This window comes from Streptomyces sp. NPDC111802, assembly GCF_055634335.1.
In genome coordinates this window covers 28,674-52,589 of sequence record NZ_JBVKCZ010000013.1, presented here as the reverse complement: position 1 = coordinate 52,589, position 23,916 = coordinate 28,674, and the positions used below count along the sequence as shown (strand labels likewise).

Sequence of the window (23,916 nt, the reverse complement as noted above, 5' to 3'; positions counted from 1 at the left end):
CCTCAACTCCCAGAGCGGGTTCGCAATCGCGCGCAATCGGCACGCGTTGCCGCAACGGCCCTCCCTACCGTCCTGGCCATGGCCCTACCGAACTTCGCCCGGCGGTACGAGGCCGGGGACGCATGGCTCGCCGACTGCACCGCGCACCCGGACCTCGTCCGAACGGCGTGGGACACGGAGGGACTCGCCCCGATCGCGACCGGCGCTCACTGGCTGGCTGCCGAGGCGCGGCTCGCGACCCGGTATCCGGCGGTCGTCCGCATCCCGACACATCAGCGGGGGCCCGTGCTCGCCGACCCCGAGGCCGACAAGCTGTGGTGGCTGGTGCCGCTGGACGCGGCCGAGGAACTGGCCGACGTACGGCAGCTGCGGGTGCAGCCGGCGGGCTGGTGCCTGCACTGCCCGCCGACTGGCTGGCACATCGAGGGCCGCATGTGGATCACGCGCCCAGACGGATCCGGGCTACTCACCGACCCTGCCGTACTCGCCGCCGCGATCGGACCGGGCGGGTACCGACTCCCTGCGGAGGCATCATGACGATAACTGTGGCCGCGCCAGAGACAGATGAGGCCGGCAGTCGGACGCTCGGCGAACTGCTGATCGCGTCAGCCACCGGCCGGGGTCGTGCGGCGGCGCAGGCCCTGGTGGAGGAGGAGACGATCCTCGCCCGGGACAGCGTGCACCGCTTGCTTGTCGTGGAGGGCGCAGACGGCCCTGTGTGCCGCTGGGAAGGATTGATGGGGCGCCTGTACGGGCTCGGCCTGGACGACGCACAGCGCGCGTTCCTGGGCCTGGTCCTGGGCATGGTCGGCATCGGCCTGCACACCCTGTCCGCAGTGGAAGAGCTCGACGAACGACGGCTGCTCATCCTGATGCGGGCGATGCCGGTACTCGCGGTCAACGACCGGATCGCGGTCGGCACCCGCATGTAGCCTCCCGCTGCCGGCAGCGACGCCGACCGCACCGGCAGCGGGACGTACGGCGGTCGTCCCTGCCCCCGTCGAGGGCGGCCGCCGCACAAACGCCCGCCCGTCCTCTCGGCACCCCAGGCAACACGAGAGGGCGGGCGGGTTCGGGCCTCGACTGGTACGCGTCTCTCCTCCGGGGCCTACATACTTCGAAAGCCCCGCATCAGCCCGGACCTTGACGGAGAGAGCATTCGGGCCATCGCCTACTCAAGGTCACAACACGGACACATCCCCTCCACGCGGGGCGCACACGGCCGGATGATGCCGACCACGCACCAACCACCCTGGGGGGACCCATGACTGACGCCACGCCACCACCCATGCCCGACTTCCCGCCGCCCCCATTGCCGCCGGCGCCGAAGGCGTCCCGCACCAACGCCGTCATCATCGGCGCGGCCGCCGCAGTGGTCGTCGCGATCGTCGCCGCAGGGGCGGCCGTAGCAAGCAGCAACAACAGCAGCGATGAAGCCAAACCGGCGCCGACGGTCACGGTCACCCACACCGCCGAGATGACCGATCAGGAGGTCATCGACAAGGCCATGGTGATCCTGGACTCGGCCGAGTCGGACGTCGAGGCGGGCATCGAGCCTGACGTCTCGATCCCGGCAATCGAGGAGACCGAGGAGGAGCCGACGGGCCCGCTCACGTCGATCGACCAGGGCACGTACCTGGTTGGCGAGGATGTGAAGGCCGGGTCGTACAAGACGTCGGGCCCGACGAGCAGCATGTGTTACTGGTCGCGGAACAAGGACGACTCGGGCGAGTTCGGGTCGATCATCGCGAACGACATCCTTCAGGGCCCGGGCCGGGTGACGTTGAGCAAGGGTGAGATCTTCGAGACGAACGGGTGCGAGACGTGGGAGCTGGCGAAGTGAGGGCTCCGATCCGACGGCGCGCCTGCGGTGGGAACGCCATGCGCCGCACCACCATCCTGCTCGCCGCCGTCAGCCTCGCGCTGGCCGGCTGCTCGTCCGGCGGGGAGCCGGAGAAGCAGACAGTCACCGTCACCGCCACCACCACGCCGCCCCCGGCGACACCCTCGCTCAGCCAGGCCGAGACAGCACGCCTGTGCAGCGTCGCCGTCGCTGAAGCCGCGCCAGGGTGGGAGGACTGGAACTACTCGCCCGGCGAGTGGCACAACGACCCGCGGACACCGGAGGTGTGCCTCGGCTTGGTGGATGAAGTGGATCCGGCTTCGGGGAATCGGGCTTTCATGGACGCGTTGATCGATGGCCTGGAGATAGCGGATGATCCGCGCGCGGATCAGTAGCTGAGGCGGACGTAGTACGGCCCCGCTCCGGAGGGTTCCGGGCGGGGCCTTCGTCATGCGGCGGGTTACTCCCCACGCGTCCTACACGCCTTCCGGCGGCTCACCGGATGTTCCTGTCCGCAAGACCGCTTACGGCGCCGTCCAGCAGCCGCAGACGCACACGCCGCACGTCTGACCGGAACTCCCGCTCAGCCCGCCACCGGCGCACTGTCCTCCCACTGACACCGATCTCCGGCCCGATCTCCTCCGTCGGCCGGCCCATCGCCAGCAGCACCGCCGCCCGAACCCGCGGCGGCAGATCCTCACGACCAACACCGTCCATTACTGTCCACCTCCCATAAAGATCGTACGGCTGAATGCAACTCCTCACGCAAATACAGCCGCAACGACTGGAGATTTCCTACAAAAAGAACGGCGCCCGACCTCCCCCACAGGAAGACCGGACGCCGCCGCGCACTCAACCGCTCAGCGACCCGTCTCCGCACGGACCAAACCGAGCACCACGTCCCGGCCCTCCCCCGCCGACAGACCCCCATACGGGCGCACCACAGACCGCACCAGCGGATGCCGCGGATACACCCGCCCCACCTCCTCGGCGAGGCAGGACACCAGCACCCCACCGGCGTCGACGAGCGGCCACTTCACCCCCGCGACCCACGCCGACCCGTCGAGGTTCGCGCCCGTCGCCTCCCCGTCCACGCTCCGCAGCTGCTGCCGCTCCAACTCCGCCCCCACCGCCCGCACGAGGGCGTCATGGGCCTCCAGCGCGGCCAGCGCCCGCGCCATCGCGCCGGCGGCCTCCACAACCGCCGTGACCGCCCTCTCGCGCGACGCGCCGAGCTCCTCGACCTTCCCAGCCAGTTGCTGCGCCGCGACCTCCCCCGCGGCCGCACGCGCCTCCCGCACGGCCTGCTGCTGGGCGAACTCCTCGCGCAGCACCTGCGCCCGGACCCCAGCATGGTCCGCCCGGCCAATCGCCTCCTGATGCCTGTCGTACGCGTCCGAGCTGCCCGGACTCCCGGCATACCTCCGCGCCGCCCCCTTCAGCACCGCCGCAGCCTCCACGGCCGCAGCCTCCGCGGCCTCCAACTCCTCAGCCGTGATCATCACCATGACGTTCCTCCTTGCTCAGTTCCGACCGTCGTCACTTCGAACCGCGCAGTGCCTGCAACGCATTGACCACCAGCAGCCGCTTCGGCAGCTCCACAGCCTCCGGCGCCGGCACCCGCGCCACCACCGCCGCCGCGTCCTGCTCCGCCGCCCGCGCCACCCACTGGAGCAACATGGCCATGCCGGCGTACCTCGACAGTCGCGCCTCGACCACCCGATGCAGCACCCACCCAGCCAGCTCCGCGCCGTCCACCTCCTCGTACCGCCGGCCCCGCACCTTCAGCACGTACCGGTTCAGCACAGTGCACGCCCCACCCGACTCACCCCCGCGGGTATCGAGACCCGCCCCGGCCAGAACATCCGCGTGAGACCGCACCGCAGCGTTGTGCTCCGCACCCGCGTCCAGCAGACCAGCGAGAGCCGTCTGCACCCGCGCCAGCGCCTCGACCACCACCCGCTCCCGCTCGGCCACCTCCACGCCGGCCGCCTCGATCTGAGCCTTCGCCGCCTTCTCCAACTCCGGGCGCGACGCACGCCGCTGCTCCTCCGCGACCTGCTCCTCGAACGCCTGCCGCACCTCCCGCGCATTCGCGCCGAGCTGAGCTGCCAGCCTCGACGCCTCAGCGTGCTCAGCCGACGCGAGATCGCTGTACGGACTCAACTCCAGCGCCCTCGCCGCCTGGACGCGCTCGTCCTCCGCGACCTTGGCCTTCTCCTCGGCCTGCCGCACCTGCTCCTCGGTGATCGTCACCATGACTGTTACTCCTTGATCGTCTCTACTGGTAACCAGGTGGACACACGTCCGCCCGGAAGTCCCGCCAGCCACCCCGCAACCCCTCGGCTACGAGACCGCCCTACGCCGCAACGACGCCCGCTCCATCCGCGTCGTCCCGCCCCACACCCCCCACAGCGCCGGCCTCTCTACCGCGTAGGCCCGACACACCTCCAGATACGAGCAGCCCTCGCACAACGCCCGAGCCCCAGCACCCCGCACGCCATCCGCGAAGTAGCTCTCCGGCGACTCACGGCACCGCACCGGCTCCCCCGCCGACACCACGAACTCCGGCACCCCCAACTCCACCGGCCGCGCCCCCGCAACGTGATGCTGCGCGCTCAATCCCGCTGCCCCTGATCCAGCCACCACGACAGCAGCAACAGCCCAACCCCAGCCGCCGCGAACCCGGCGATCGGCGACCACAACGCAGCCGACGTCACCAGACACCCGAGCCCCGCCGTATCCATCACCTCGGGCCGCGCCCCGGCCACAGCCGCGAACACCTTCCGCACCCGCCCCATCACAAGCCACCCTGCTGCCGCACCGCCCGCAGACCCCGAGCAATCGCACGCGCCGTCAACTGCTCCACCCTCCGCGCCGAGGCGCCAGGCGGAACACTCACCGTGACCTTGAAGCGGCCACCCTCAACCGCCACAGGACCCGCTGGCGCCAACGCCCGCTCCACCGACTCCAGATGCGCCACGAGCGCCTCCGCGTCGTGCGGCCGCCGCCCCCACACGGCACGCGTCCGCTCCACCTCACCGACGAACACCGGATCCCGCCGCCACCGGGCAACCGTCCCGGACGACACACCGGCCGCCACCGCCGCAGCCGCCTGCGACTGACCCGCCGCCAACTGCAAGACCGCAGCCGCCTTGTCGCGCGGAGAAGTTGGATTACCCACCGTCAGACCCCTTCCAGTACAACGGACCACCCGGGCCGTCGAGCTCCTCGATGTACGGCCGCCCCCGAGGACACGCCCGCGTCCCACGCATCGGCGGAAGCCGCCGCGCCTTCACCCCCCACAAACCCGGCAGCATCCAGTCCTGAAGCCACCGGCACCGCCGCCACGCCGTCGTCGTACTCATCCCGAGCTGCGCCGCCGCCTGCCGAAAACTCAGCCCCCGGCCAAGCACCAGCTCGGCCACCGCCAACCCCTCATCCGCCTTCGTCACAAGGTCCAGACGCAGGTGCGGATACGGACCAGCACGGCCAGGACTCCACGCCCACGAAGAAGGTGAAACAGGCTCCTTCACCACACCGCCCCTTCGTCGTCCTGCTCACGCTCCTCATCGCCCTGACCGCCGTCGTCGTACGGACCGAACGGACCCACGTCGCCCGGGTATCGAGCGCCGAGCTGCGCCCCGCCACCCTTCTGACGGCACAGCAGCGGGATCACGCGACCCACCCGCCGTGATGCTCGGCGCGCAGCACGGGCAGCACCTGCGCCCGAAGCCGCTCGATCGCCGGTGTCGTCTCACCGATGCCGATGGCGTCCAGCTGCGCGCGCGACGACCGCTTCATCCGGCCGTACACCTCGGCCAGCGGGATGCGGGTCACCGCGATCACGTAGCCGGCCGCGGCGTACGGGCTGCGGCTGCTGCCGCAGTGCGGGTACCGGTGAAGGATGTCGCCGGGCTTGCTGGTCTGGTCGCCGTGGCGGTGCCAGCGGGCGCACCAGGCGCACCAGGCGAAGACCTGGGCGAGGGCGGCTGGTTCGCTCGGCTGCCGGCCGAGGAATCCGTACAGGGTGGGTGCGGCGAGCAGGGCGCGGGTGCGGCAGGTCGGGCAGAAGCAGCCGCCGAGCGGATGCTCGTCGTCGGTGCCGGTGTTACGCAGCTTCTGCGCGTGCCGTCGGGCGAGGCCGTGCCGTCGGGCCTCGGCGAGTTCGGCGCGGCGCCGCTTGTCGTTCTCGGCCTTCCGCCGGGCGGCCTCTATCCGCTCGCGTACGACGTCATCGACGTTCACGCTGTCTCCTTGGCGCGATGGGGTGTTGACGTGTGTCCGGGCCTGCTTCGCGCGTCTCGGAACCAGGCCGCGAGCAGAGCGGCCTGCTCCCAGCCGAGGCGCTCGTAGATGGCCTCCGCCTTGTCGCGGTACGGGCTGGCGCCCGGCCGGCCGTAGACGAAGCCGCGCACCGCGGTGGCGACGAAGGTGGCCCGGTCCCAGCCGAGTTCCTCTACGAGGGCCTCGGCGGCGCGCCGGTAGGAGTCCGGGTCGTCGTGGCCCTCGCTCGTGATGTCGGACGGTGGGGTGTGCGGCACGGCGACCTCCGCTCGTCTCTCCGGTCGACCTGGTGACGCTGTGTGCTGTCGGACCCTCGGCTGTCGGACCCGGAAGGTCCGACAGGGGGTCTCGGGGCGACCTGGGGCTTCGCGTGTAACGCGACTCTCATCTGAAACGTTTTGTCTAGTTACGTCCGTTATTAGGGAGAGGGACTGTCGGACCTTTGGGTCCGACAGGTCCGACGGTCCGACAGCACGCCCGGTAATCACGGCTGCTCCAGAGCGACCGAGCCAGCAACCAGCAGGCCGCCGGCCAGCTGAACCAGCCAGCCTTGCTCGCTGCCGTACTGGAGTGCCGCTGACCACAGCGATTCCGTGGCTCCGGACGCCCGGTACTTGTCGCGGTCGGGCTTCTTGATGCAGTTCCGGTTGACGTCGCGCATCGGGATCTCGCCGCCGTGGCGAGTGAGGTAGCGGTGCGCCCGCTTGGCGACGTTCTCGACGGACGGGTGCACGCCGTTCATGACCTCGTACACCGCCGACTGGGACTCCACGGCCGTCAGGACAGCCTCCGCCCGCCGCGCGTCCAGCTCGGCCTGCGTGCGCCGCTTCGCGGCCTCCTGGACACAGTCGCGGACATTCCGCGAGGTCTGCCACGCCACGGTGGCCAAGTCCCACTCGACGGCCGTGACCGTGGTGCGCCCGTGCAGGAGCGCGAGCAGCGCCGCGCACTTCAGTCGCCACAGCGGCTCGTGCGTATCGAGAGGGGCCTCGGCGCCGCGACCGAAGGAGATCGCCAGGGCGAGTTCGTCGAGTTCCTCCGTGACGTGCTCGGGCACTTCGATCGTGAGGTTCCGGAGGTAGGCCACCCACGTGGTGACGGGGGTCTCCGCACCGTCCCGAGTGGTGACGGAGACATGCCCCGTGGTGGCCGGCCGACGCTGCGGGGTGTCGGGGCCGAGGGTGGCGTGCGCCCACGCAAGGCGCTGGGGGAGGCCGATGGAGCCCATCTCCAGCAGCCTCGCCGCGGGTTCCTCCTGCACGCCGAGCGACATCGACAGCGTGTACGCGCCCTTGGGCAGGACACGCCGCCGCTCGACCTCGGCGTTCGAGGTGCCCTGCCGTTCGCTCATCCACGCCTTGCACAGGACGCCGTTGAGGGTGGCGGCCGCGGACATCTGCGCCATGGCGTCGAGCACGCTGCCTTCGGTGGCGAGGGCGTAGCCGCGGGTTCTCGTCTGCACGAGAACCTTCTTCTTCCCGTCCCCGTCCTCGGGGTCGATGTCGAGGTCGAGGTAGGCGGCGATGATGCCCTGCCCGGTGGAGATATCGATGTAGGCGAGGTTGATGTTCGGGAACGGCGTGAGCTCCTCAGCCGTGTTCTCCGCCTGCCCCTTGCCTGCTCCGGACGGTCCGAACAGTCCGCAGTACCAGCCGAGGGTTGCGGGCTGGTGGATGCCGCTGTCGACGCGGACGGTGGGGTCGGCCATGGCTGCGGTGCGGGCGAGGACTGCGTGCAGTACGGCGTCCGGGGACGCCCGTCGCGCGTGGGCCATCTGCCGGATCTGGGCCAGGGTGGGGGTGGCGTTCCAGAACGTGTCAGGCAGCCGGTCCGCGGGGGCGGCCGGTTCCTCGCTCGCCTCGCCTGTGTCCTCCGGGGGTTCGTCCTGCGGTCCGTCCCACGGGTCGTCGGCGATGAGCGCGTGCATGCTCTCGGCGTCGTCGCGTCCGCTGTCGTTCAGGCACCGCCGCTTCACCTCGGAGAGGACGGCGTGCGGCAGGTGCGCAGCGGGTCCGCGAGTCTCCCGACCAGCTGCCGCGCGCATGATGTCCCGCGCGGCCTCCGAGGTGTTGCCCGCGTAGTGGAGGTGCGCGTACAGCGTGCCCACAGTGAGCTTCTGTCCACGCGGCAGCGCGCCGACTGGGAGGTCGGAGCGCTCCGACCAGTTCACCGCCACATGGTCGTTGCACTTCAGGCTGTAGGCGCTGCTGGGGGCGTCGCCGCTCGCGGTGGGCCGGAGCCACTGCTGCCACCCTGCGGACTGGCCTACGTATGTCCAGCCCTCGGGTTCGAGGATGTCGCTGAACTCCAGCTCGTCGGCGAGGACGTCGAGCGGACCGTCGCCGCTGTGGAGACCGGCGGGGTGCTCGCGCCGAGGGGGCGCGGTCGGAGCGCCCGTCCGCTGCGCCTTGCGCTCCTGCTTCTCGCGGGCCGCCTGCTGCAGCAAGTCACGCGCGGCGGGGGCGAGCTCGGTGACGACCGCGCCGAGGTCGGCCAGGTCGAACACCTCGCCGGTGCCGGGCCCGATCGTCGCGAGACGTTCCAGACCCGCCTTGCGGTTGACTGTCCCGGGGATCTTCATGAGCCGGTCGAGGTTGCCGACCTCGACGTCCCACGACCAGCCGTGCCGGTATGCCTCAGCTGCGAGGATCGCCTGAAGGCCCGTGGTGATCCCCTTCACCCGGTCGCGGTCCTCGGCGCCCTGAATGAGGTGGTTCTCGGCAAGCATCCAGATCGGGTTGTAGCCACCCCCGGTGTGCGCCCAACCCGAGGGTGCAGGCAGACCGGATTCGGCGACGACCTTGGCCACCCCGTCTGCGTCCGGCGGGGCCGGCAAGTCGTCGGGGCCGGGCTTGTGGCCGATGGTGCCGTAGTCGCCGTCTGCCCACAGGTGCGTCAGACCGTAGGCCAGCTCCTCGCCGCCCCGCCCCTCAGCGGGCCGTTCGAGCAGCGTGGTGCTCTGCGCGTACACGCCCTTCGCCCCCCGGCGGTCCTGCTTCAGGGCCTGCTGCGCGGCAGCCTCAATGCCGGCGTCGTCTGTCACGAACCGCTGGCCTGCCCAGCCGTCCTTGTCCGAGCAGATGCTGATGAACCCGGGGCATCCGCCGTACAGGTGCGTCAGCCAGTCCCGCACGACCTGGGGGTCTGCGGTGAGCGGCTGCTGCTCGTCGTTCACTCGTCGCACTCCGGGGGGTCTGCCGTGACTCCCGCACGGTGGCGGGAGCTGCGGAAGTAATGGGGGTTCAGCACGCGGGGGTGCTTCTGTGGGCCACGACGTGGTCAATGGCCTTGCGCAGGAGGTGCAGTACGCCGTCCGCGTTGTACGCGGCTCCGCCCTCGACGTGCGGCGGCCGCCCGCAGGCAGCCGAGCTGATCAGGTACACGGCTCCGCACTCGGCGACCGCCTCGGCGATCTGCACGGCGTCGAAGTCCCGCAGCGCGCTACCCATGCCGAGGTCGATCTCGACGACGGTCCCGGGCGCGTACTGGTCGATGAGGCCGCGCGGGTCGTCAGCGGACCGCGGTGCGAGCCACCCGCGCTCCTCGACCCTGAGCCGGAGTCGGTAACGAAGGTGCACGGCGGGGCCCTGCTTAGACCCGTGGACCAGGCGGGGACGCCCGGTGGCGGCCCGGGAGGTCATTCGAACCTCGCGATGAGCTGGATGCCGAGCGGCGTCATGGGCGCTTCGTCCGCGACCCCCCGCCGCTTCAGGTCGTCGGCGAGCTGGGCGAGCTGACCCTGACGAGCGCCGAGAGCCTCGTCGACCGCCCGTCGGCCGGCGCCGACGACCTCGGCCGCGAAGCGCCGTCGAGCGTCGCGCATGTGCGCGGTCAGGGGTGCGAGGCAGCCCCGCCCGATCCCGGCCAGGCGGTCGTGCAGCACGGTGAGCTGCTCGCTGTCGGAAGTCGTGGCTACCATGGCGGTAGCTCCTTTCATCTTCGGAGACGGGCCCCGGGTCGCTGCCAGGCGATTGACCCCGGGGCTTCGTCATCTGGTGGCTGGGGCGTCGGGCCCCTTGGTGGTCGTCGCTGGAGCTGGTACCTCCGGCGCCCTACCAAGGGGCCGCCTCATGCGCCCCGCAGGGGATGGACGACCGCCGATGCGGCAGGGGTACAACCGCATGAGGTATGCGGTGTACGGGCTGTGACCTGCGGTGATTCGACGTGATGGCACTGCGATGGCACGGCCGGGTTGACCTGCGGAGCAGGCTCCGAGGCGTACAGGAGTGCGATCAGGTCCCGCGTCGGAATCTTGATCTTCCGGCCGAGGGTGAGCACGCGGGTCGCGGTCCACTCGCCGCGCCGGATCTGCGCGTACACGGTGTCCTTGCTGACGCCGAAGATCGCCGCCACCGTCGGAACGTCCGTGGTCGGACCGAGAGCCTCGACCGCCTCGCGCGTCCACGCGGCACTCACGCCGACTCCTCAAGGAAGCCGCACTGAGCGAGGAACTGACGCGTACGGACACGCACGGCGCGGCCCGTACGAACGACGGGCCACTCGCCCCGCTGCGCTGCGGCGTACCCCGTGCGTCGGGCCACGCCCGCGATGCGCGCCGCGACCGGCACGGAGATCGTCGGGAACTCGTCGGGGTTCGGAACTGATACCCGGATGGTGCAAGGCGGATCGCCTGAGCGATCAGAATGATCCTTCACGGGATCTATCCTGCCCCGTGACATGAATGTGCGTCAAGCGCATCGAGTGCACCTTGTGCACGCATCATTTTGATGCGAGGCTTCGGGTGTGGCAGAGAAGCAGAAGAGCTCCCTTGGGCCGGCCGGGGACACCCTGAGGCTGAACATCAAGCGCATCCGGGAAGGGCAGCGCATCACCTATGTAGAGCTGTCCGATCGACTGGAGAGCATCGGCCGACCAATCCCCGTCCTGGGTCTCCGACGCATTGAGCGCGGAGAACGGCGCGTCGACGTCGATGACCTGCTGGCCCTCGCGTACGCGCTCGGCGTGCCGCCCGTCGACCTACTGGTGCCCGGCGATCTGGTCAGCCAGGACATGTACGGCATCACGCCCGAGGTGACGGCGCACGCCGGCCCTGCGCGAGCATGGATCCGTGGAGACGCGTATCTCCCCGATCACCTCGGCGACCCCGCTGACCCGTTCGGCATTCCGGTTCCGACGGCATGGGAGGCGGACCCGAACGCCATGGTCCGCTGGATGGCGCGAGGGCGCAGCGATCAGGTTCTTCAGTGGCTGATGGAGCGCGTCCCCACGGAGACATTCGAGCCAGGCCGCATCCCGATGGAGCCAATCAAGCCTGACCAAGACCAAGGGGGAGACGACGCAACGTGAAGCCCTACAAGGCGTGCTCATGCCGGGACCCGGAGACGAAGAAGCTCCTCGGCAAGAAGTGCCCGAACCTCAGCAAGAAGGGACACGGCGGCTGGTACGCCCGGTACGAGGCGCCGAAGTCCGCAGAGGGGACCCGCCGGCAGCCGCGCGTTGGCCCGTACTCCACCGAGACGGAGTGCAAGAAGGAACTGGCCAAGGTGCTCGGCACGGCCGCCAGCCCGAAGGCGCACGACGAGCGGAAGACGACGTTCGGGGAGTACCTCGAACGCCGCTACACCTGGCGCATCTCGGAGGCCGAGACCGGCGAGGGCCTGGCTAAGACCACCCTTGCCGCCGAGCGCGAGGCCATCGACCTTTACGGGAAGCCGGGGCTCGGGCACATCAAGGTCGTCGACCTCACCGACGAGCACTTCCGCGAGCTGTACGCAGCTGTGCGAAAGCTCAACCGGCCCGAGGAGCAGGGTGACAAGTCAGAGATCCTGCGCCGCCTGAAGGACGCGCGGGCGACCCGCGACGGGCGCCGCCTGCACAGCCGGCCGATCGGAGAGAGCCGCATCCGCCGCGTGCACGCCGTCCTCCATGGCGCACTCACGGACGCGGTGAAGCTGTCGAAGATCCGCCCGCCCGGACAACCCGGCTGACGGGGTATGGCGGTCGAAGGGCGGCAAGCGGAAGCAGGGCCGCGCGAAGCCGCTGCTGTGGACTGAAGAGCGCGTCGAGCAGTGGCTGAAGACCGGGACTGTCCCGGCGAAGGTCATGGTGTGGACGGCCGCGCAGACCGGCAACTTCCTCGACTTCGCCGACGCCGCCGAGGAGCGGCTGTACCCGGCATTCCACCTCGATGCCTACTACGGCCCGCGGCGCAGCGAGTTGGTCGGTGCCGAGGAGCAGCACCTGAGCCTTGACCGAGGCCGGCTGCACATCCTCCAGGCGCAGGCCGATGACGAACTGGACGACACCAAGACCGAGGCCGGTTGGCGGCAGGTGCCCCTCGACCCCGAGACGGTGCGCGTCCACCGGGCGTGGCACAAGCGGAAGCTGGAAGAGCGGCTGCGCTGGGGCGAGGTCTATCAGGACTCGGGGCGGGTCTACTGCTACGAGGACGGCAAGGAGCTGAAGCCGGAGTACCTGTCGAGCCGCTTCGCCATCCTGATCGAGCGGCACGGCAACATCCGTGCGAAGGCTGCCGAGGGCTGGTCGACGGAGCGGATCGCACGGAAGTACCGGACGACCGAGGCGGCCGTCGAGGTCGCCATCCTGCTGCCGGTGCCCCCGATCCGCTTCCATGATCTACGGCACGGCGCGGCCACGATGCTGCTCGCCGCCGGCGCCAACGACAAGTTCGTGAGCGAGGTGCTCGGGCACGCGTCGGTGTCCTTCACGAAGGACGTGTACGCGGTGGTCGCCGAGGAGATGGCGGCCGACGCCACGCGCCGGATCGCGGCGTTCATCCCGCGCCAGAATCGGCTTTCAGCGGTTGGTGCCATCAACGTGCCATCTGGCGGCTGAAAGCGCCCCTGAACGCGACTCAGGGAGCCCAGCTCTCTTGAGCCGAACTCCCTGGTCAGGTGGCGGAGGCGGAGGGATTTGAACCCTCGATGGGCTTTAAGGCCCAAACCGCATTAGCAGTGCGGCGCCATAGACCGGACTAGGCGACGCCTCCAGCACAGCCGCTCGCGCGAGCGCGAGTGGTGCGTGCAGATGATGACACAGTCGAGCGTGCTGTCACCAATCGACTCCCACGGTACTAGGCGGACAGGTCGCAGGGCAAAGCTCTTCCCGGCGGGCTTCGGGAGGCGTCGGGAACGGTGGCGTCGGGGCGCAACGTCCGAGGTCGTGCGGCGTTAGTCAGGTCATGTTGCAGGTCAACCGTTCCGCCCGGACCGCACGCCTTCGCCGGGTGCTCCTCGGCGCCACCGGCTCCCTCGTCGCCGGCCTCACCTCCGTCGCGCCCGCCTCCGCGTCCCCTCAGGCCGCGCCCGCCCTCGCCGTGGCGTCCCTCCAGGCCCCGGACCGCGCCGGCGACCACCTCACCGTCACCGTCCGAGACGCCGGTGGCGGCGCCGACGGGACCTACGAGCTGGCCTGCCATCCGACGGGCGGCGACCACCCGGACGCCGTCGACGCCTGCGCCGTACTCGATCGCGGCACCCGCTGGGGCAAGGACACCTTCGCTCCCGTACCGCAGGACGGCTTCTGCACCATGCAGTACGGCGGGTCGGCCACCGCGCATGTCGCCGGGACCTGGGCCGGGCGCCCCGTCGACGCGCGCTTCGACCGCAGCAACGGGTGCGAGATCGCGCGGTGGGACCGGCTCGTGCCGCTGCTTCCCGATCTGCGGGTGGAGGGGCGGCGGTCGTAGGGCGGGACTGTCGTAGGCCGGGGCGGGACTGTCGTCGGCGGGCGCCGCCGTCCGCCGCGGGCATCCCGTGTCGCCCCTCGCACAGGCTTTCCATACCGGACGTACCGGATCCGCAAAAGTCCCGCGAAGGTCTCGCGAAGCCTGAATGGACAGGGGGCGGACGTGGGAAGGACGACGCCGCAGGCGGTCAGACGTTCTGGGTCACTTCGTCGTGCGACCTCCCTCTCATCCGGCCTCGCGAGCGCAACCCCAACCCTTAGACTCCCTCGCGTGACACGCTGCGGACCGATTGGCAAGATGGCCCGAGCGGTCGGCAAGGTGCGGTAACAGGGAGGAAGCGTCTCGTGAGCAGCAGGCCATCCCGAGGCGCTGCTCGCCTCGCAGCCATACTCGACGCGCTTCCCGATGCGTTGGTGCTGGTCAACGCCAATGGGACCGTCGTCAACGCCAACACCATCGCCCTGGAGGCCTTCGAGACGCCGGGGACGGCTCTGGTGGGGCGGGGGCTGCTCGATCTGCTGCCGCAGTTCGACTCCAAGCTCATTCCGGGGTCCATGCGGCGGCCCGATCACATGGACCCGCAGGGCCGGACCAAGCCGACCCGGATGATGGCCCGGCGGACCGACGGGACCGAGTTCCCGGTCGAGGTCACGTCCGCGAATCTCGAGAACGGGCAACAGGCCTACGACGGGTACGGCTACAGCGGCGACGAGCTGCTGATGCTGGTCGTCCGGGATCTGACCGGCACCGTCGACACCGAGGCCGAGCTGGCGCGTTCGCAGCGGCAGACCGAGATGATCCTGCGGGCCGCGTCCGAGGGTGTCGTGGGAACCGACACCGAAGGGCGGATCGTCCTGGTCAATCCGGCCGCCGCCCAGATACTGGGTTACCGGGCCAGCGACCTGGGCGGACGGGAGCTGCACACGCTCGTCCTGCACTCGCGTACCGACGGCTCCCCCTTCCCGTACGAGGAGTCGGCCCTCGCCGACACCCTGCGCTCCGGGCGCAAGCACCGGGTGCGCGGGCAGGTGCTGTGGTCCAAGAGCGGCGACAAGGTGTCCGTCGATCTGACGACCGCGCCCGTGCGCGACGGCGACCAGCTCGTCGGCGCCGTGATGACCTTCGCCGACCGGCGGTCCTACGACACCCTCGCCGAGGAGAAGGCCGCCGCGCAGAAGCAGCACGAGGAGGAGCTGGAGCGCCTCGCCGAGGAGCACGCCTCCGAGCTGACCGCCCTGCGGCAGAAGCACGTCGCCGAGATCGAGGAGCTCCAGGAGAGCCACGCCGAGGAACTCGCCGCGGGCGAGGAGCGCTACGCCGCCCTCGGTGAGCGGGAGAAGGACCGGCACGAGGCGCTCGCCGCGCGGCACGAGCAGCTGCTGACGCTGCTCGGACGTTCGCTGCGCGGTCCGCTGGACGAGCTGCGCCGTGAGCTGGCCGCGCTCGCCGCCGATGACGCGGGGCAGTTGTGGCCCGAGGCCAACCAGGTCCTGCATCACCTCTCCGCCGGCTACTCGCGCATCACGACGCTGATCGACAACGTCCTCGGGTTCCAGCAGCTCGACTCGGCCGGCCACCAGGTCTCCCGTACGAAGGTGATGCTCGACGCCGTCGTCGCCGCGGGTGTCGACGGGGCCGTCGAACTCATCGGCCCGGGGCGGGTGCAGTTCGCCGTGCACGCGCCGCCCATCGAGGCCGAGGTCGACCCGCAGCGCCTCGCCACCGCGCTCGCGCATCTCGTCGCGGATGTCGCCGGGGTCGACGCGACCGGGAACTCGCCCGTGTCGGCGGGCGGTTACATGGACAACACCGTCGTCGTCGCGGCGGCGCAGCGCGGTGAGGTCGTACGGATCGAGGTGCGCGGGCCGTATGCCGGGGGAGACCCGGTGCACGAGCCGATCGTGCGCGGGATCGTGCGGGCTCACGGCGGAGTGCTGCAGACGCACGAGGTGCCCGGGATGAGCGGCAGTGCGTACGTCCTCGAAGTGCCCATCGGGGGTGGGGCGGGGGCCGTTTCCGCCGCCCCCGCCGGTGCCGCCGCGATCGAGGCCGGCGACGGGACCAACGGGACCGAGAGTGCCGGCAGTGGCAGTGGGAGGCGGCGGGCCCGGCGGTCCTCCGTGGACTCCTTCCTGGAGAGCGACACGCCCGGTGCCGACGCCGAGGGCGGCTCCGAGGCCGAGGGTGCCGCGCCCACGGGGCGCCGGCGCAGGCGTGCGGCCGCGGCGGAGCTCCAGCAGGGTGACGGTGGCGGCGAGGGTGCCGGCGGTACCGGACGACGTCGTGGACGGCCCGCCGAGGACGGCGGGGACGAGGTCGCCGAGGGTGCCGTCGTCACGGCCGCCGAGCATGCGGCGGGGACCGCGGCCGTCGGTAGCGGCCTGGGCGGGACCGTCCCGCCGCAGGGCGTGCCCGCGCCCGGCGGACGACGTGCCCGGCGCGACGGCGGTGAGCAGCACGCGCTGCCGCCCGCCCTGCCCGCCCAGGCCGGATCCGGTACGGCCGCCTCGGGCGAGGCCGCGCAGCCTAGCGGTCGGCGTCGGCGTGCCCTGGCCGCGGCGTCCGAGCGGGCGGCCGCGCAGGAGGCAGGCGCTCGTACGGTGTTCGCGCTGCCGCCCGCCGACGCGGACCGGGCTCCTGCCGAGCGCGCGCCAGAGCCGGCCGGTGCCGAGCCGGCTTCGCCTCCGGCTGCCGCCGCGGCCATGACACCGGCCTCGGCTGTGGCGCCGGGGCAGGCGCCGGCTGCGGTGCCCGGTCAGGTTCCCGGGCAGGCGGCTCCTGGAGACGTACGCGGCGACGACGGCCGGCACGATGCCGTGCCGCACGACCAGTCCGAGGACCACACCCCGCCGCAGCCGCATCCCACCAGCGCGCCGACCGGGCGTCGCCGCCGGGCCGTGGCCCAGCCGGCGGAAGCTGCCGGGGCCGCGCAGGAGGTTCCGGCGCAGGGCGGGGCGGTGCAGGGCGCGGCGGTGCAGGGCGCCGCGGGTGGGTCCGTGCCGGGCGCTCCGGGACAGGGCGTTCCGGTCGCTGTGCCTGGGCAGGCGGTGCCCGCCGAGGCGGCTCCCGGACAGCCGATGCCGGTGCCGGTGCCCGGGCAGCCCGCTCAGGCCGCCCCGGCCCTTCCCCTCCCCGCCGAGGCGGCCCCCGCCCAGGGCACCCCGGCGCAGGGCGTCCCGGCCCCGCAGCCGTGGCCCGCCGCCGACGACACCTCCGGCGCCGGGGCCGTACCGGCGAACGGCGCCGCCACCCCCGTACCGCCGCATCCTCATGCCCCCCAGCCCGCACAGGCTGCACAGGCTGCACAGACTCCTCAGGCGGCGCAGGGCACCCCGGCTCCGGGTACTCCCCTGCCCCCCGAAGCCGCGGCGGCGGCCGGGGCGGCCGGGCAGCAGCGGGTGGCGCAGCCGCTTCCCGCCGAAGGTGCCGCTCCCGCAGGGGCCGGTGCGCCCGCTGCCCCGGTCGACCCGAACTCGACGCAGGGGCGCGCGATCAGTGTGCGGACGTTGGGGCAGGGGGTGCCGTTCACGCGGCAGGCCGCACAGGTGCAGCAGCCCGCGCTGCCGACGGCCACGCCGCCCCCGCATCAGACCGCCGGCGGGCGCCGCCGCAAGCTGGGTACGCCGCCCGACCCCGCCACGCGGGCCAGTGCCTCGACGGAGCAGGGGGCACGGCCGCATCCGCCGGCCGAGCAGCCGGTGCCCGCGTCGCCCGCCCAGCCGCAGGGGTCGTCGGGTGGGCAGTCCCAGCCTTCGATGGCCGGGCAGTCGCGGCTCGCGCCGATGACCGAGGCGGCCGGACGGTCGTACGCCATAGGCGCGCCGGACGAGAACGCCGCCGAGGGGCCCGAGCCGCTGGACGGTCCGGGCGGGGCCGTCGAGGTGGCCGACACTCCGCGCCCGCAGCCGATGGACGACGAGCTGCCGCCCGAGCCGCTCGACAACCCGCGGCGGCTGCTGGTGTGGCCGGCGCCGGATGTGACGACCCAGCAGGCGCTGAGCGACCGCGGCTACCGGCCGGTGATCGTGCACTCGCGTGAGGAGGTCGACGCGCAGATCGCGGCCTTCCCCGCCGCGCTGTTCGTCGACCCGCTGACCGGGCCGATCACACGGACCGCGCTGCAGTCGCTGCGGCAGGCGGCCGTCGCGGCCGAGGTGCCGGTGATGGTGACGGCGGGGCTCGGACAGGCCTCGCGGGAGGCGGCGTACGGCGCCGATCCCGCCGTACTGCTGAAGGCGCTCGCGCCCCGGGACAGCGAACAGCACCCGCCGCGGGTGCTGTTGATCGAGGAGCACGCGGAGATCGCGCTGGCGCTGACCGCGACGTTGGAGCGGCGCGGGATGCAGGTGGCGCGGGCCGCGAGCGACGCCGACGCGGTGATCCTGGCGGGCGATTTCCATCCGAACCTGGTCGTGATGGACCTGATGCAGGTGCATCGCCGACGGGCCGGGATCGTGGACTGGCTGCGCGCGAACGGCCGGCTCAACCGCACCCCGCTCGTCGTCTACACCGCCGCCGTCGACCAGGCCGACCTGCCGAGGCTGGCCTCCGGCGAGACGGTGCTGTTCCTGGCGGAGCGGTCGACGAGCGGCGAGGTGCAGGCGCGGATCGTGGATCTGCTGTCGCGGATCGGGACCAACTGACCCCGGACCCCCACGGGGGATCGGGACCAACCGGCCCCGACGGGGGCGGCGTTCCGCCGGAACTTGATCCCGCTACGATGCGCTGCGCGTCGCCTCCGAGGCGGCGTTGATCCGTTTCGTAGGGGGGACTCCTGTGTTCGTGCTGTCCATACTGCTGCTCATAGCGGCGGTCGTGCTCTTCCTCGTCGGCCGTTCCCGCACCGGCGCCGGGGGCTGGAGACTCGGGGCGGCCGTCAGCGCCGTGGGGGGTCTGCTGGCTGCCGCCTTCGCCTGTGTCTTCGTCGTGAGCGCCTATGAGGTCGGGGTGCCGGTGACCTTCGGCAAGCTCGGCTCCCCCATGGCCTCCGGTATCCACTTCAAGTCGCCGTTCACCGAGGTCACGTCCTTCTCCACCCGCCCGGTGGACCTCAACCTCTACGACAAGGACGTCGTCGAGGTCCGCTCCTCACAGGGCGGTGTGCTGTACGCCGACGTCACCATCAAGTGGGCCGTGGTGCCGGCGAAGGCGGTCGCGCTGTACCGGCTGGCGGGCAGCCAGGAGGCCATCGAGGAGCGGCTGGTGCTGGCGGACAGCCGCGAGATCATCCGCAATGTCTTCGCCAAGCACACGAGCGAGGAGGGCTACGCCTCCGGGCGCGAGCAGATCGGCGCGGAGATCGAGAAGATCGTCAAGGAGCGCCTGGCGCCGCGCGGGATCGACGTCACCACCGTCAATCTGCGCAATGTGCGGCCGTCGGACAAGCTGCAGGAGCAGATCGACAAGAAGATCCAGCAGGAGCAGGCCACCGAGCGGGCCGTCGAGGCGTCCCGCACGGCCAAGGCGGAGGCCGAACGCAAGCGGATCGAGGCGGAGGGCATCGCCCGCGCCAACAAGATCATCGAGCGGTCCCTGACCGACAACGTGCTGTACAACCAGTGCCTGGAGGCCTACAAGGAGGCCGCCAAGGCCAACCCGGTGTACGCGGTGCCGTGCGGCACGGACTCCGGGGGGACCCCGGTCATCGTGGACAACGGCAAGAACTAGCTGCTGCGGGTCATGGCGTCGTTGACGGTGGGTCAGGGGCGCTCGGCGGGGCCGGATCGGTTGTGGACGGTCCCGCGCGCACGATGGCTTGGTCTCCTCGTGGACCGAACAGGTGCAGGATCTCCACGGTGCTCGTGTCCGCGGGGCCGAACCAGTGGGGCTCTGTGGTGTCGAACTCGGCCACTTCGCCGGGCCGCAGCGTGAAGTCCCGCGCCCCGAGGATGAGGCGTAGCCGACCGGCGAGGACGTAGAGCCATTCGTAGCCCTCGTGGGTGACCAGTTCCGGTTGGCGGGGTGCCAGTACCTGCTTGAAGACCTGGACTCGGCCCGGGTACTGCGTCAGGGGTACGAGGACACTGCCGCGCTCCTTGTGCACCGGCCGGAGGTGCACCCGGGGGTCGCCGCTGGCCGGTGCCGCCACCAGTTGGTCGAGTGCGACGCGGTGCGCCCGTGCCAGCGGGATGAGCAGGTCCAGAGTCGGGCGCCGCTTGCCCGACTCCACCCGGGACAGTGTGCTGACGGAGATCCCGGTCGTGGCCGCGAGTGCCTCGAGCGTGAGTCCCCGGTCCCGGCGCAGCCTGCGCAGCCGGAGCCCGATGCCGTCGAGGATCTGCTCCAGGTCCGCGTCCCTGGATCCTGTGTTCATGGATCCAGTTTTGCAGTGTCCGCAAAATTGATGGGCCGCGGTCGTCGTCCGGTCCGATCCTTGCCGGGCCGTGTTCCCGGACGTCAGAGGTGGACCTTGACCGCGACGACTCACCCTGTTGAGCCCATGGTTCAGACCATGCTGAGTGCGCGCAGACGCTGGACGGTACTGGCCGTCTGCTGCCTGAGCATGTTCCTGGTGGGCCTGGACACCACCATCGTCAATGTGGGTCTGCCGGCCATCGGGCGCGGCCTGGATGTCGACACGCGCGGTCTCGAATGGATCGTGGACGCCTACACCCTCGTCCTGGCCAGTCTTCTGATCTCCTCCGGCGCACTGGCGGATCGCTTCGGACGCCGCCGGGTGTTCCAGTGCGGGCTGGCCGTGTTCGGCGCGGCCTCACTGGTCTGCGCGCTCGCCCCGTCGGCGGGCGTCCTCATCGCGGCCCGCGCTCTGCAGGGCATCGGCGCCTCGATGCTCAGCCCCGTGGCGCTCGCGATCGTGGTGAACGCGATGCCGGACCCGAAGGAACGGGCGCAGGCGATCGGCATCTGGGCGTCCGTGTTCGGGCTGAGCATGGCCGCCGGTCCCGTCACGGGCGGCGCGTTGCTCGCGGGGCTCGGCTGGCGGGCGCTGTTCTGGATCAACGCACCGGTCATCGCGGCCGCGCTGCTGCTCAGCGCGGTGTTCGTGCCGGAGTCCCGGGCGCAGCGGGCCCGGCGGCTCGACCTGCCCGGCCAGATCCTGCTGACCATGGTCCTCGCAGCCGTGGTCGGCGTCCTGATCGAAGGGCCGCGCATCGGCTGGACGTCGCCCGCGGCGCTGGCGGGATACGCATGCGCCGCCGCGGCGGCAGCCGGATTCGTGTGGGTCGAGTCCCGCCGACGTGAGCCGCTGATGGATCCGCGGCTCTTCGCGCGCCCGGTCTTCAGCGGTGCCGTCGTGGGCGCGGTGGCGGTCTTCGTCGCCCTGAACATGACACTGCTGCTGAACACGCTCTACCTGCAGCACACCCGGGAATGGACGCCGTTGGCCGCCGGCGTGGCGACCTTGCCCTTGGCCGTCGGAGCGACTCTCTGCGCCCCCTGGTCCGGCCGCATGGTCGGCCGCACGGGACCGCGGCTGCCGCTGCTCCTGGCCGGCGGTTTCATCACGGTCGGCGGGCTCTGCCTGGTTCGGCTCACCCCGCACACCAGCGTGCTCCTGCTGCTGGCCGCGTACGCGCTCATCGGCATCGGGTTCGGCTTCGCCAACGCCCCCATCACCAACACCGCGGTCAATGGACTGCCACCCGCCCGTGCCGGCGTGGCCGGGGCGATCACCTCCACCGCACGGCAACTTGGCTCCGCCCTCGGCATCGCCCTCGCCGGCGGCCTGGTCACGGCCACCGGCCCGGCGGGGCTCGCACACGCGTCCCGCCCGGGCTGGATCCTGGTCGCCGCCTGTGGCGTACTGCTCTTCCTCGTCGCCCACGTGTCACGGCCGAAGGAGGCGACCGCGGGCCCCGGCGCCCCGCAAGGGCGGTGAGCCACATGACTCACCGCCCTTGTGGGGAGGCACCGTTGTCCGTTGAAGGGCGCCGCCGCCTCCTCCAGCGCTGCGTCAGCCGAGCTTGGTGATGTCCAAGTCGCCCTCGGCGTACTGCCTGCGCAGCACCTTCTTGTCGAACTTGCCCACGCTCGTCTTCGGCACCGCCTCGATGACCGTCCATCGCTCGGGCAGCTGCCACTTGGCGATCCCGCCCTCGTCGGCGAGGAAGGCGCGGAGCGTCTCGAAGTCCGCGCCGGCGCCCTCCTTGAGGACGACCGTGGCCAGCGGGCGCTCGCCCCACTTCTCGTCGGGGACGGCGACCACGGCGGCCTCGGCGACGTCCGGGTGGGACATCAGGGCGTTCTCCAGGTCGACCGAGGAGATCCACTCGCCGCCGGACTTGATGACGTCCTTGGCGCGGTCGGTGAGGGTGAGGAAGCCGTCGGGGGAGATGGTGCCGACGTCTCCGGTCTTCAGCCAGCCGTCCTCGCTGAACTTGTCCGCGGGGCGCAGCGGTTCACTGTCCGGACCGTTGTAGTAGGCGCCCGCGATCCAGGGGCCACGCACCTCCAGCTCGCCCGCCGACTCACCGTCCCATGGGATGCGCTCGCCGCCGGGGCCGGTGAGGCGGGCCTCGACGCTTGTCGGGAAACGGCCCTGCGTGAGCCGGTACCCGAACTCCTCCTCCGTGCCCACCGCGTGCGCCGGCGGCCGGGCGACCGTACCGAGCGGGGAGGTCTCCGTCATGCCCCAGGCGTGGCAGACCCGCATGCCCAGCTTGTCGAACGCCGCCATGAGCGAGGGCGGACATGCCGAGCCGCCGATGGTGACCTGGCCGAGGGTGGAGACGTCCCGGGGCCTGGCGGTCAGCTCGGCGAGCAGGCCCTGCCAGATGGTGGGCACGGCGGCCGCGTGCGTCGGCTTCTCGCCCTCGATCATCTCGGCGAGGGGAGCGGGCTGGAGGAAGCGGTCCGGCATCAGCATGTTCACGCCGGTCATGAAGGTGGCGTGCGGCAGACCCCAGGCGTTGACGTGGAACTGCGGGACCACGATCAGCGACGTGTCCTGGTCGGTCAGACCCATCGACTCGGTCATGTTGACCTGCATGGAGTGCAGATAGACGGAGCGGTGGGAGTAGACGACGCCCTTCGGGTCCCCGGTCGTCCCGGAGGTGTAGCACATGGATGCGGCCTGACGCTCGTCCAGCTCCGGCCAGTCGTACGTCGTCGGCTTGCCGGCGATCAGCTCCTCGTACTCGTGCACCTGGACGGCCGCGTCCGCGAGGGCCGAACGGTCACCCGGCCCTGACACGACCACATGCTCCACCGTCTTGAGGTGCGACAGCAGCGGGGCGAGCAGGGGGAGGAGCGAACCGTTGACGATGACGACGCGGTCGGCCGCGTGATTGACGATCCAGACCAGCTGCTCGGCCGGAAGGCGCAGGTTGAGGGTGTGCAGGATCGCGCCCATGGAGGGGATCGCGAAGTAGGCCTCGACGTGCTCGGCGTTGTTCCACATCAGGGTCGCGACCCGCTCGTCGCCGGCCACGCCGAGGTCGTCGCGCAGGGCGTGCGCCAGCTGGGCCGCACGGGCGCCGACGTCGGCGAAGGAACGGCGATGCGGCTCGGCCTCGCCGGTCCAGGTGGTGACCTGTGATGAGCCGTGGATCGTCGACCCGTGGGTCAGGATCCTCGAGATCAGCAGTGGTACGTCCTGCATGGTGCTCAGCACGGAGTCCTCCCGGGGGCGACATTGCCTACGCGGTGGTAAGGGTTGCGGAGATTCTGCGCGCATACCGCTTGGTATGTCACTAGGGTCGGGCGATCGATCATGTCACGTTGCGTTCACAGAACTCTGCCGGTAGGGGGCCGCGAGGGGGTGGGGCCGGGGGGAGGGGCGCTGCCGCGAGGCGGGTGGGTGCCGGGAGATGGTCGGTGCCGCTGGGCGGTGGGGGCCTGGGAGAGCGGCGGTGCCGCTAGGCGGTGGGCGCCTGGGAGAGGGGCGCTGCCGCGAGGCGGGTGGGTGCCGCGAGGCGGGCGGATGCCGCGAGGCGGGCGGATGCCGCGAGAGGGTCGGTGCCGCTAGGCGGTGGGGCCGGGAAAAGGGGCGCTGCCGCGAGGCGGGCGCATGCCACGTGGCTGGTGGATGCCGCGAGGCGGGTGGATGCCGCGAGGCGGGTGGATGCCGCGAGAGGGTCGGTGCCGCTAGGCGGTGGGGCCGGGAAAAGGGGCGCTGCCGCGAGGCGGGCGCATGCCACGTGGCTGGTGGATGCCG

Annotated in this window: 24 protein-coding genes and 1 tRNA gene; 12 read left to right on the top strand and 13 right to left on the bottom strand. The window is 71.4% G+C overall.

The window, feature by feature from the left end; all coding sequences use genetic code 11:
• The first annotated feature begins 78 nt into the window (after positions 1–78).
• From ACZ7NC_RS16405 to ACZ7NC_RS16390, 4 genes are all read left to right on the top strand, one after another.
• Positions 79–537, top strand: coding sequence for a hypothetical protein (locus tag ACZ7NC_RS16405; RefSeq protein ID WP_471488792.1), 459 nt, complete (start codon positions 79–81; stop codon positions 535–537).
• Positions 534–932, top strand: a complete 399-nt coding sequence (locus tag ACZ7NC_RS16400) for a hypothetical protein (RefSeq protein ID WP_471488790.1) — start codon at positions 534–536, stop codon at positions 930–932. Before ACZ7NC_RS16405 ends, ACZ7NC_RS16400 begins: the two co-directional genes overlap by 4 nt.
• A 332-nt stretch (positions 933–1,264) precedes the next feature.
• Entirely contained in the window at positions 1,265–1,843 is a 579-nt protein-coding gene (locus tag ACZ7NC_RS16395) for a hypothetical protein (protein WP_471488788.1), read from the top strand.
• A 38-nt stretch (positions 1,844–1,881) separates the two neighbouring features.
• Positions 1,882–2,238, top strand: a complete 357-nt coding sequence (locus ACZ7NC_RS16390) for a hypothetical protein (RefSeq protein WP_471488786.1) — start codon at positions 1,882–1,884, stop codon at positions 2,236–2,238.
• Positions 2,239–2,703: 465 nt separating this feature from the next.
• On the opposite strand, the gene ACZ7NC_RS16385 is transcribed toward ACZ7NC_RS16390, so the two are convergent.
• From ACZ7NC_RS16385 to ACZ7NC_RS16370, 4 genes are all read right to left on the bottom strand, one after another.
• Positions 2,704–3,351, bottom strand: a complete 648-nt coding sequence (locus tag ACZ7NC_RS16385; RefSeq protein ID WP_471488784.1) for a hypothetical protein — start codon at positions 3,349–3,351, stop codon at positions 2,704–2,706.
• Between the two features lie 31 nt (positions 3,352–3,382).
• Positions 3,383–4,102: a hypothetical protein gene (locus ACZ7NC_RS16380; RefSeq protein WP_471488782.1), complete on the bottom strand. Its 720-nt coding sequence runs from the start codon at positions 4,100–4,102 to the stop codon at positions 3,383–3,385.
• Positions 4,103–4,189: 87 nt separating this feature from the next.
• Positions 4,190–4,384 (bottom strand): WhiB family transcriptional regulator, encoded by a 195-nt coding sequence (locus ACZ7NC_RS16375; protein ID WP_471489065.1) that lies wholly within the window; start codon positions 4,382–4,384, stop codon positions 4,190–4,192.
• A 259-nt stretch (positions 4,385–4,643) separates the two neighbouring features.
• The gene (locus ACZ7NC_RS16370) at positions 4,644–5,027 is read right to left on the bottom strand and encodes a helix-turn-helix domain-containing protein (protein WP_471488780.1); all 384 of its coding nucleotides are present in this window, start codon (positions 5,025–5,027) and stop codon (positions 4,644–4,646) included.
• Positions 5,028–5,360: 333 nt separating this feature from the next.
• Between ACZ7NC_RS16370 and ACZ7NC_RS16365 the strand changes: the two genes are divergently transcribed.
• Complete coding sequence (locus tag ACZ7NC_RS16365; RefSeq protein WP_471488778.1) at positions 5,361–5,540, top strand: hypothetical protein; 180 nt, start codon at positions 5,361–5,363, stop codon at positions 5,538–5,540.
• Here ACZ7NC_RS16365 and ACZ7NC_RS16360 read toward each other — a convergent pair.
• The 6 genes from ACZ7NC_RS16360 to ACZ7NC_RS16335 all read right to left on the bottom strand — a co-directional run bounded on the left by ACZ7NC_RS16360 (position 5,519) and on the right by ACZ7NC_RS16335 (position 10,546).
• Positions 5,519–6,091, bottom strand: coding sequence for a hypothetical protein (locus ACZ7NC_RS16360; protein ID WP_471488776.1), 573 nt, complete (start codon positions 6,089–6,091; stop codon positions 5,519–5,521). The two genes, ACZ7NC_RS16365 and ACZ7NC_RS16360, sit on opposite strands and share 22 nt — an antisense overlap.
• Entirely contained in the window at positions 6,088–6,387 is a 300-nt protein-coding gene (locus tag ACZ7NC_RS16355; protein ID WP_471488774.1) for a hypothetical protein, read from the bottom strand. The genes ACZ7NC_RS16360 and ACZ7NC_RS16355 overlap by 4 nt, the downstream gene beginning before the upstream one ends.
• A 227-nt stretch (positions 6,388–6,614) precedes the next feature.
• A complete protein-coding gene (locus ACZ7NC_RS16350; RefSeq protein ID WP_471488772.1) occupies positions 6,615–9,305 on the bottom strand; it encodes a hypothetical protein in 2,691 nt (896 codons plus the stop codon).
• A gap of 67 nt (positions 9,306–9,372) precedes the next feature.
• Positions 9,373–9,708, bottom strand: a complete 336-nt coding sequence (locus ACZ7NC_RS16345) for a hypothetical protein (RefSeq protein ID WP_471488770.1) — start codon at positions 9,706–9,708, stop codon at positions 9,373–9,375.
• A gap of 59 nt (positions 9,709–9,767) precedes the next feature.
• Positions 9,768–10,049: a hypothetical protein gene (locus ACZ7NC_RS16340; RefSeq protein WP_471488768.1), complete on the bottom strand. Its 282-nt coding sequence runs from the start codon at positions 10,047–10,049 to the stop codon at positions 9,768–9,770.
• A gap of 149 nt (positions 10,050–10,198) precedes the next feature.
• Entirely contained in the window at positions 10,199–10,546 is a 348-nt protein-coding gene (locus tag ACZ7NC_RS16335) for a helix-turn-helix domain-containing protein (protein ID WP_471488766.1), read from the bottom strand.
• Between the two features lie 327 nt (positions 10,547–10,873).
• Here ACZ7NC_RS16335 and ACZ7NC_RS16330 point away from each other — a divergent pair, with 327 nt between their 5' ends.
• The 3 genes from ACZ7NC_RS16330 (at position 10,874) to ACZ7NC_RS16320 (ending at position 12,946) form a co-directional block, all read left to right on the top strand.
• A complete protein-coding gene (locus ACZ7NC_RS16330) occupies positions 10,874–11,437 on the top strand; it encodes a helix-turn-helix domain-containing protein (RefSeq protein ID WP_471488764.1) in 564 nt (187 codons plus the stop codon).
• Entirely contained in the window at positions 11,434–12,078 is a 645-nt protein-coding gene (locus ACZ7NC_RS16325) for a hypothetical protein (protein WP_471488762.1), read from the top strand. Before ACZ7NC_RS16330 ends, ACZ7NC_RS16325 begins: the two co-directional genes overlap by 4 nt.
• A gap of 115 nt (positions 12,079–12,193) precedes the next feature.
• Complete coding sequence (locus tag ACZ7NC_RS16320) at positions 12,194–12,946, top strand: site-specific integrase (protein ID WP_471488760.1); 753 nt, start codon at positions 12,194–12,196, stop codon at positions 12,944–12,946.
• Positions 12,947–13,006: 60 nt separating this feature from the next.
• On the opposite strand, the gene ACZ7NC_RS16315 is transcribed toward ACZ7NC_RS16320, so the two are convergent.
• Positions 13,007–13,100: transfer RNA gene (locus ACZ7NC_RS16315), tRNA-Ser, on the bottom strand.
• Positions 13,101–13,292: 192 nt separating this feature from the next.
• Here ACZ7NC_RS16315 and ACZ7NC_RS16310 point away from each other — a divergent pair.
• The 3 genes from ACZ7NC_RS16310 to ACZ7NC_RS16300 all read left to right on the top strand — a co-directional run bounded on the left by ACZ7NC_RS16310 (position 13,293) and on the right by ACZ7NC_RS16300 (position 19,466).
• Positions 13,293–13,799 carry an SSI family serine proteinase inhibitor gene (locus ACZ7NC_RS16310; protein WP_471488758.1) on the top strand — a complete coding sequence of 169 codons (507 nt, stop codon included), beginning with the start codon at positions 13,293–13,295 and terminating at the stop codon, positions 13,797–13,799.
• Positions 13,800–14,143: 344 nt separating this feature from the next.
• On the top strand, positions 14,144–18,442 hold the full coding sequence (locus ACZ7NC_RS16305) for a hybrid sensor histidine kinase/response regulator (RefSeq protein WP_471488756.1): 4,299 nt from the start codon (positions 14,144–14,146) through the stop codon (positions 18,440–18,442).
• Between the two features lie 139 nt (positions 18,443–18,581).
• Positions 18,582–19,466: a prohibitin family protein gene (locus ACZ7NC_RS16300; RefSeq protein WP_471488754.1), complete on the top strand. Its 885-nt coding sequence runs from the start codon at positions 18,582–18,584 to the stop codon at positions 19,464–19,466.
• Positions 19,467–19,476: 10 nt separating this feature from the next.
• On the opposite strand, the gene ACZ7NC_RS16295 is transcribed toward ACZ7NC_RS16300, so the two are convergent.
• The gene (locus ACZ7NC_RS16295; protein WP_471488752.1) at positions 19,477–20,112 is read right to left on the bottom strand and encodes an XRE family transcriptional regulator; all 636 of its coding nucleotides are present in this window, start codon (positions 20,110–20,112) and stop codon (positions 19,477–19,479) included.
• Positions 20,113–20,238: 126 nt separating this feature from the next.
• Between ACZ7NC_RS16295 and ACZ7NC_RS16290 the strand changes: the two genes are divergently transcribed.
• The gene (locus ACZ7NC_RS16290) at positions 20,239–21,639 is read left to right on the top strand and encodes an MFS transporter (RefSeq protein WP_471488750.1); all 1,401 of its coding nucleotides are present in this window, start codon (positions 20,239–20,241) and stop codon (positions 21,637–21,639) included.
• Between the two features lie 75 nt (positions 21,640–21,714).
• On the opposite strand, the gene ACZ7NC_RS16285 is transcribed toward ACZ7NC_RS16290, so the two are convergent.
• Positions 21,715–23,373 carry a long-chain fatty acid--CoA ligase gene (locus tag ACZ7NC_RS16285; protein ID WP_471488748.1) on the bottom strand — a complete coding sequence of 553 codons (1,659 nt, stop codon included), beginning with the start codon at positions 23,371–23,373 and terminating at the stop codon, positions 21,715–21,717.
• Positions 23,374–23,916: the final 543 nt, after the last annotated feature.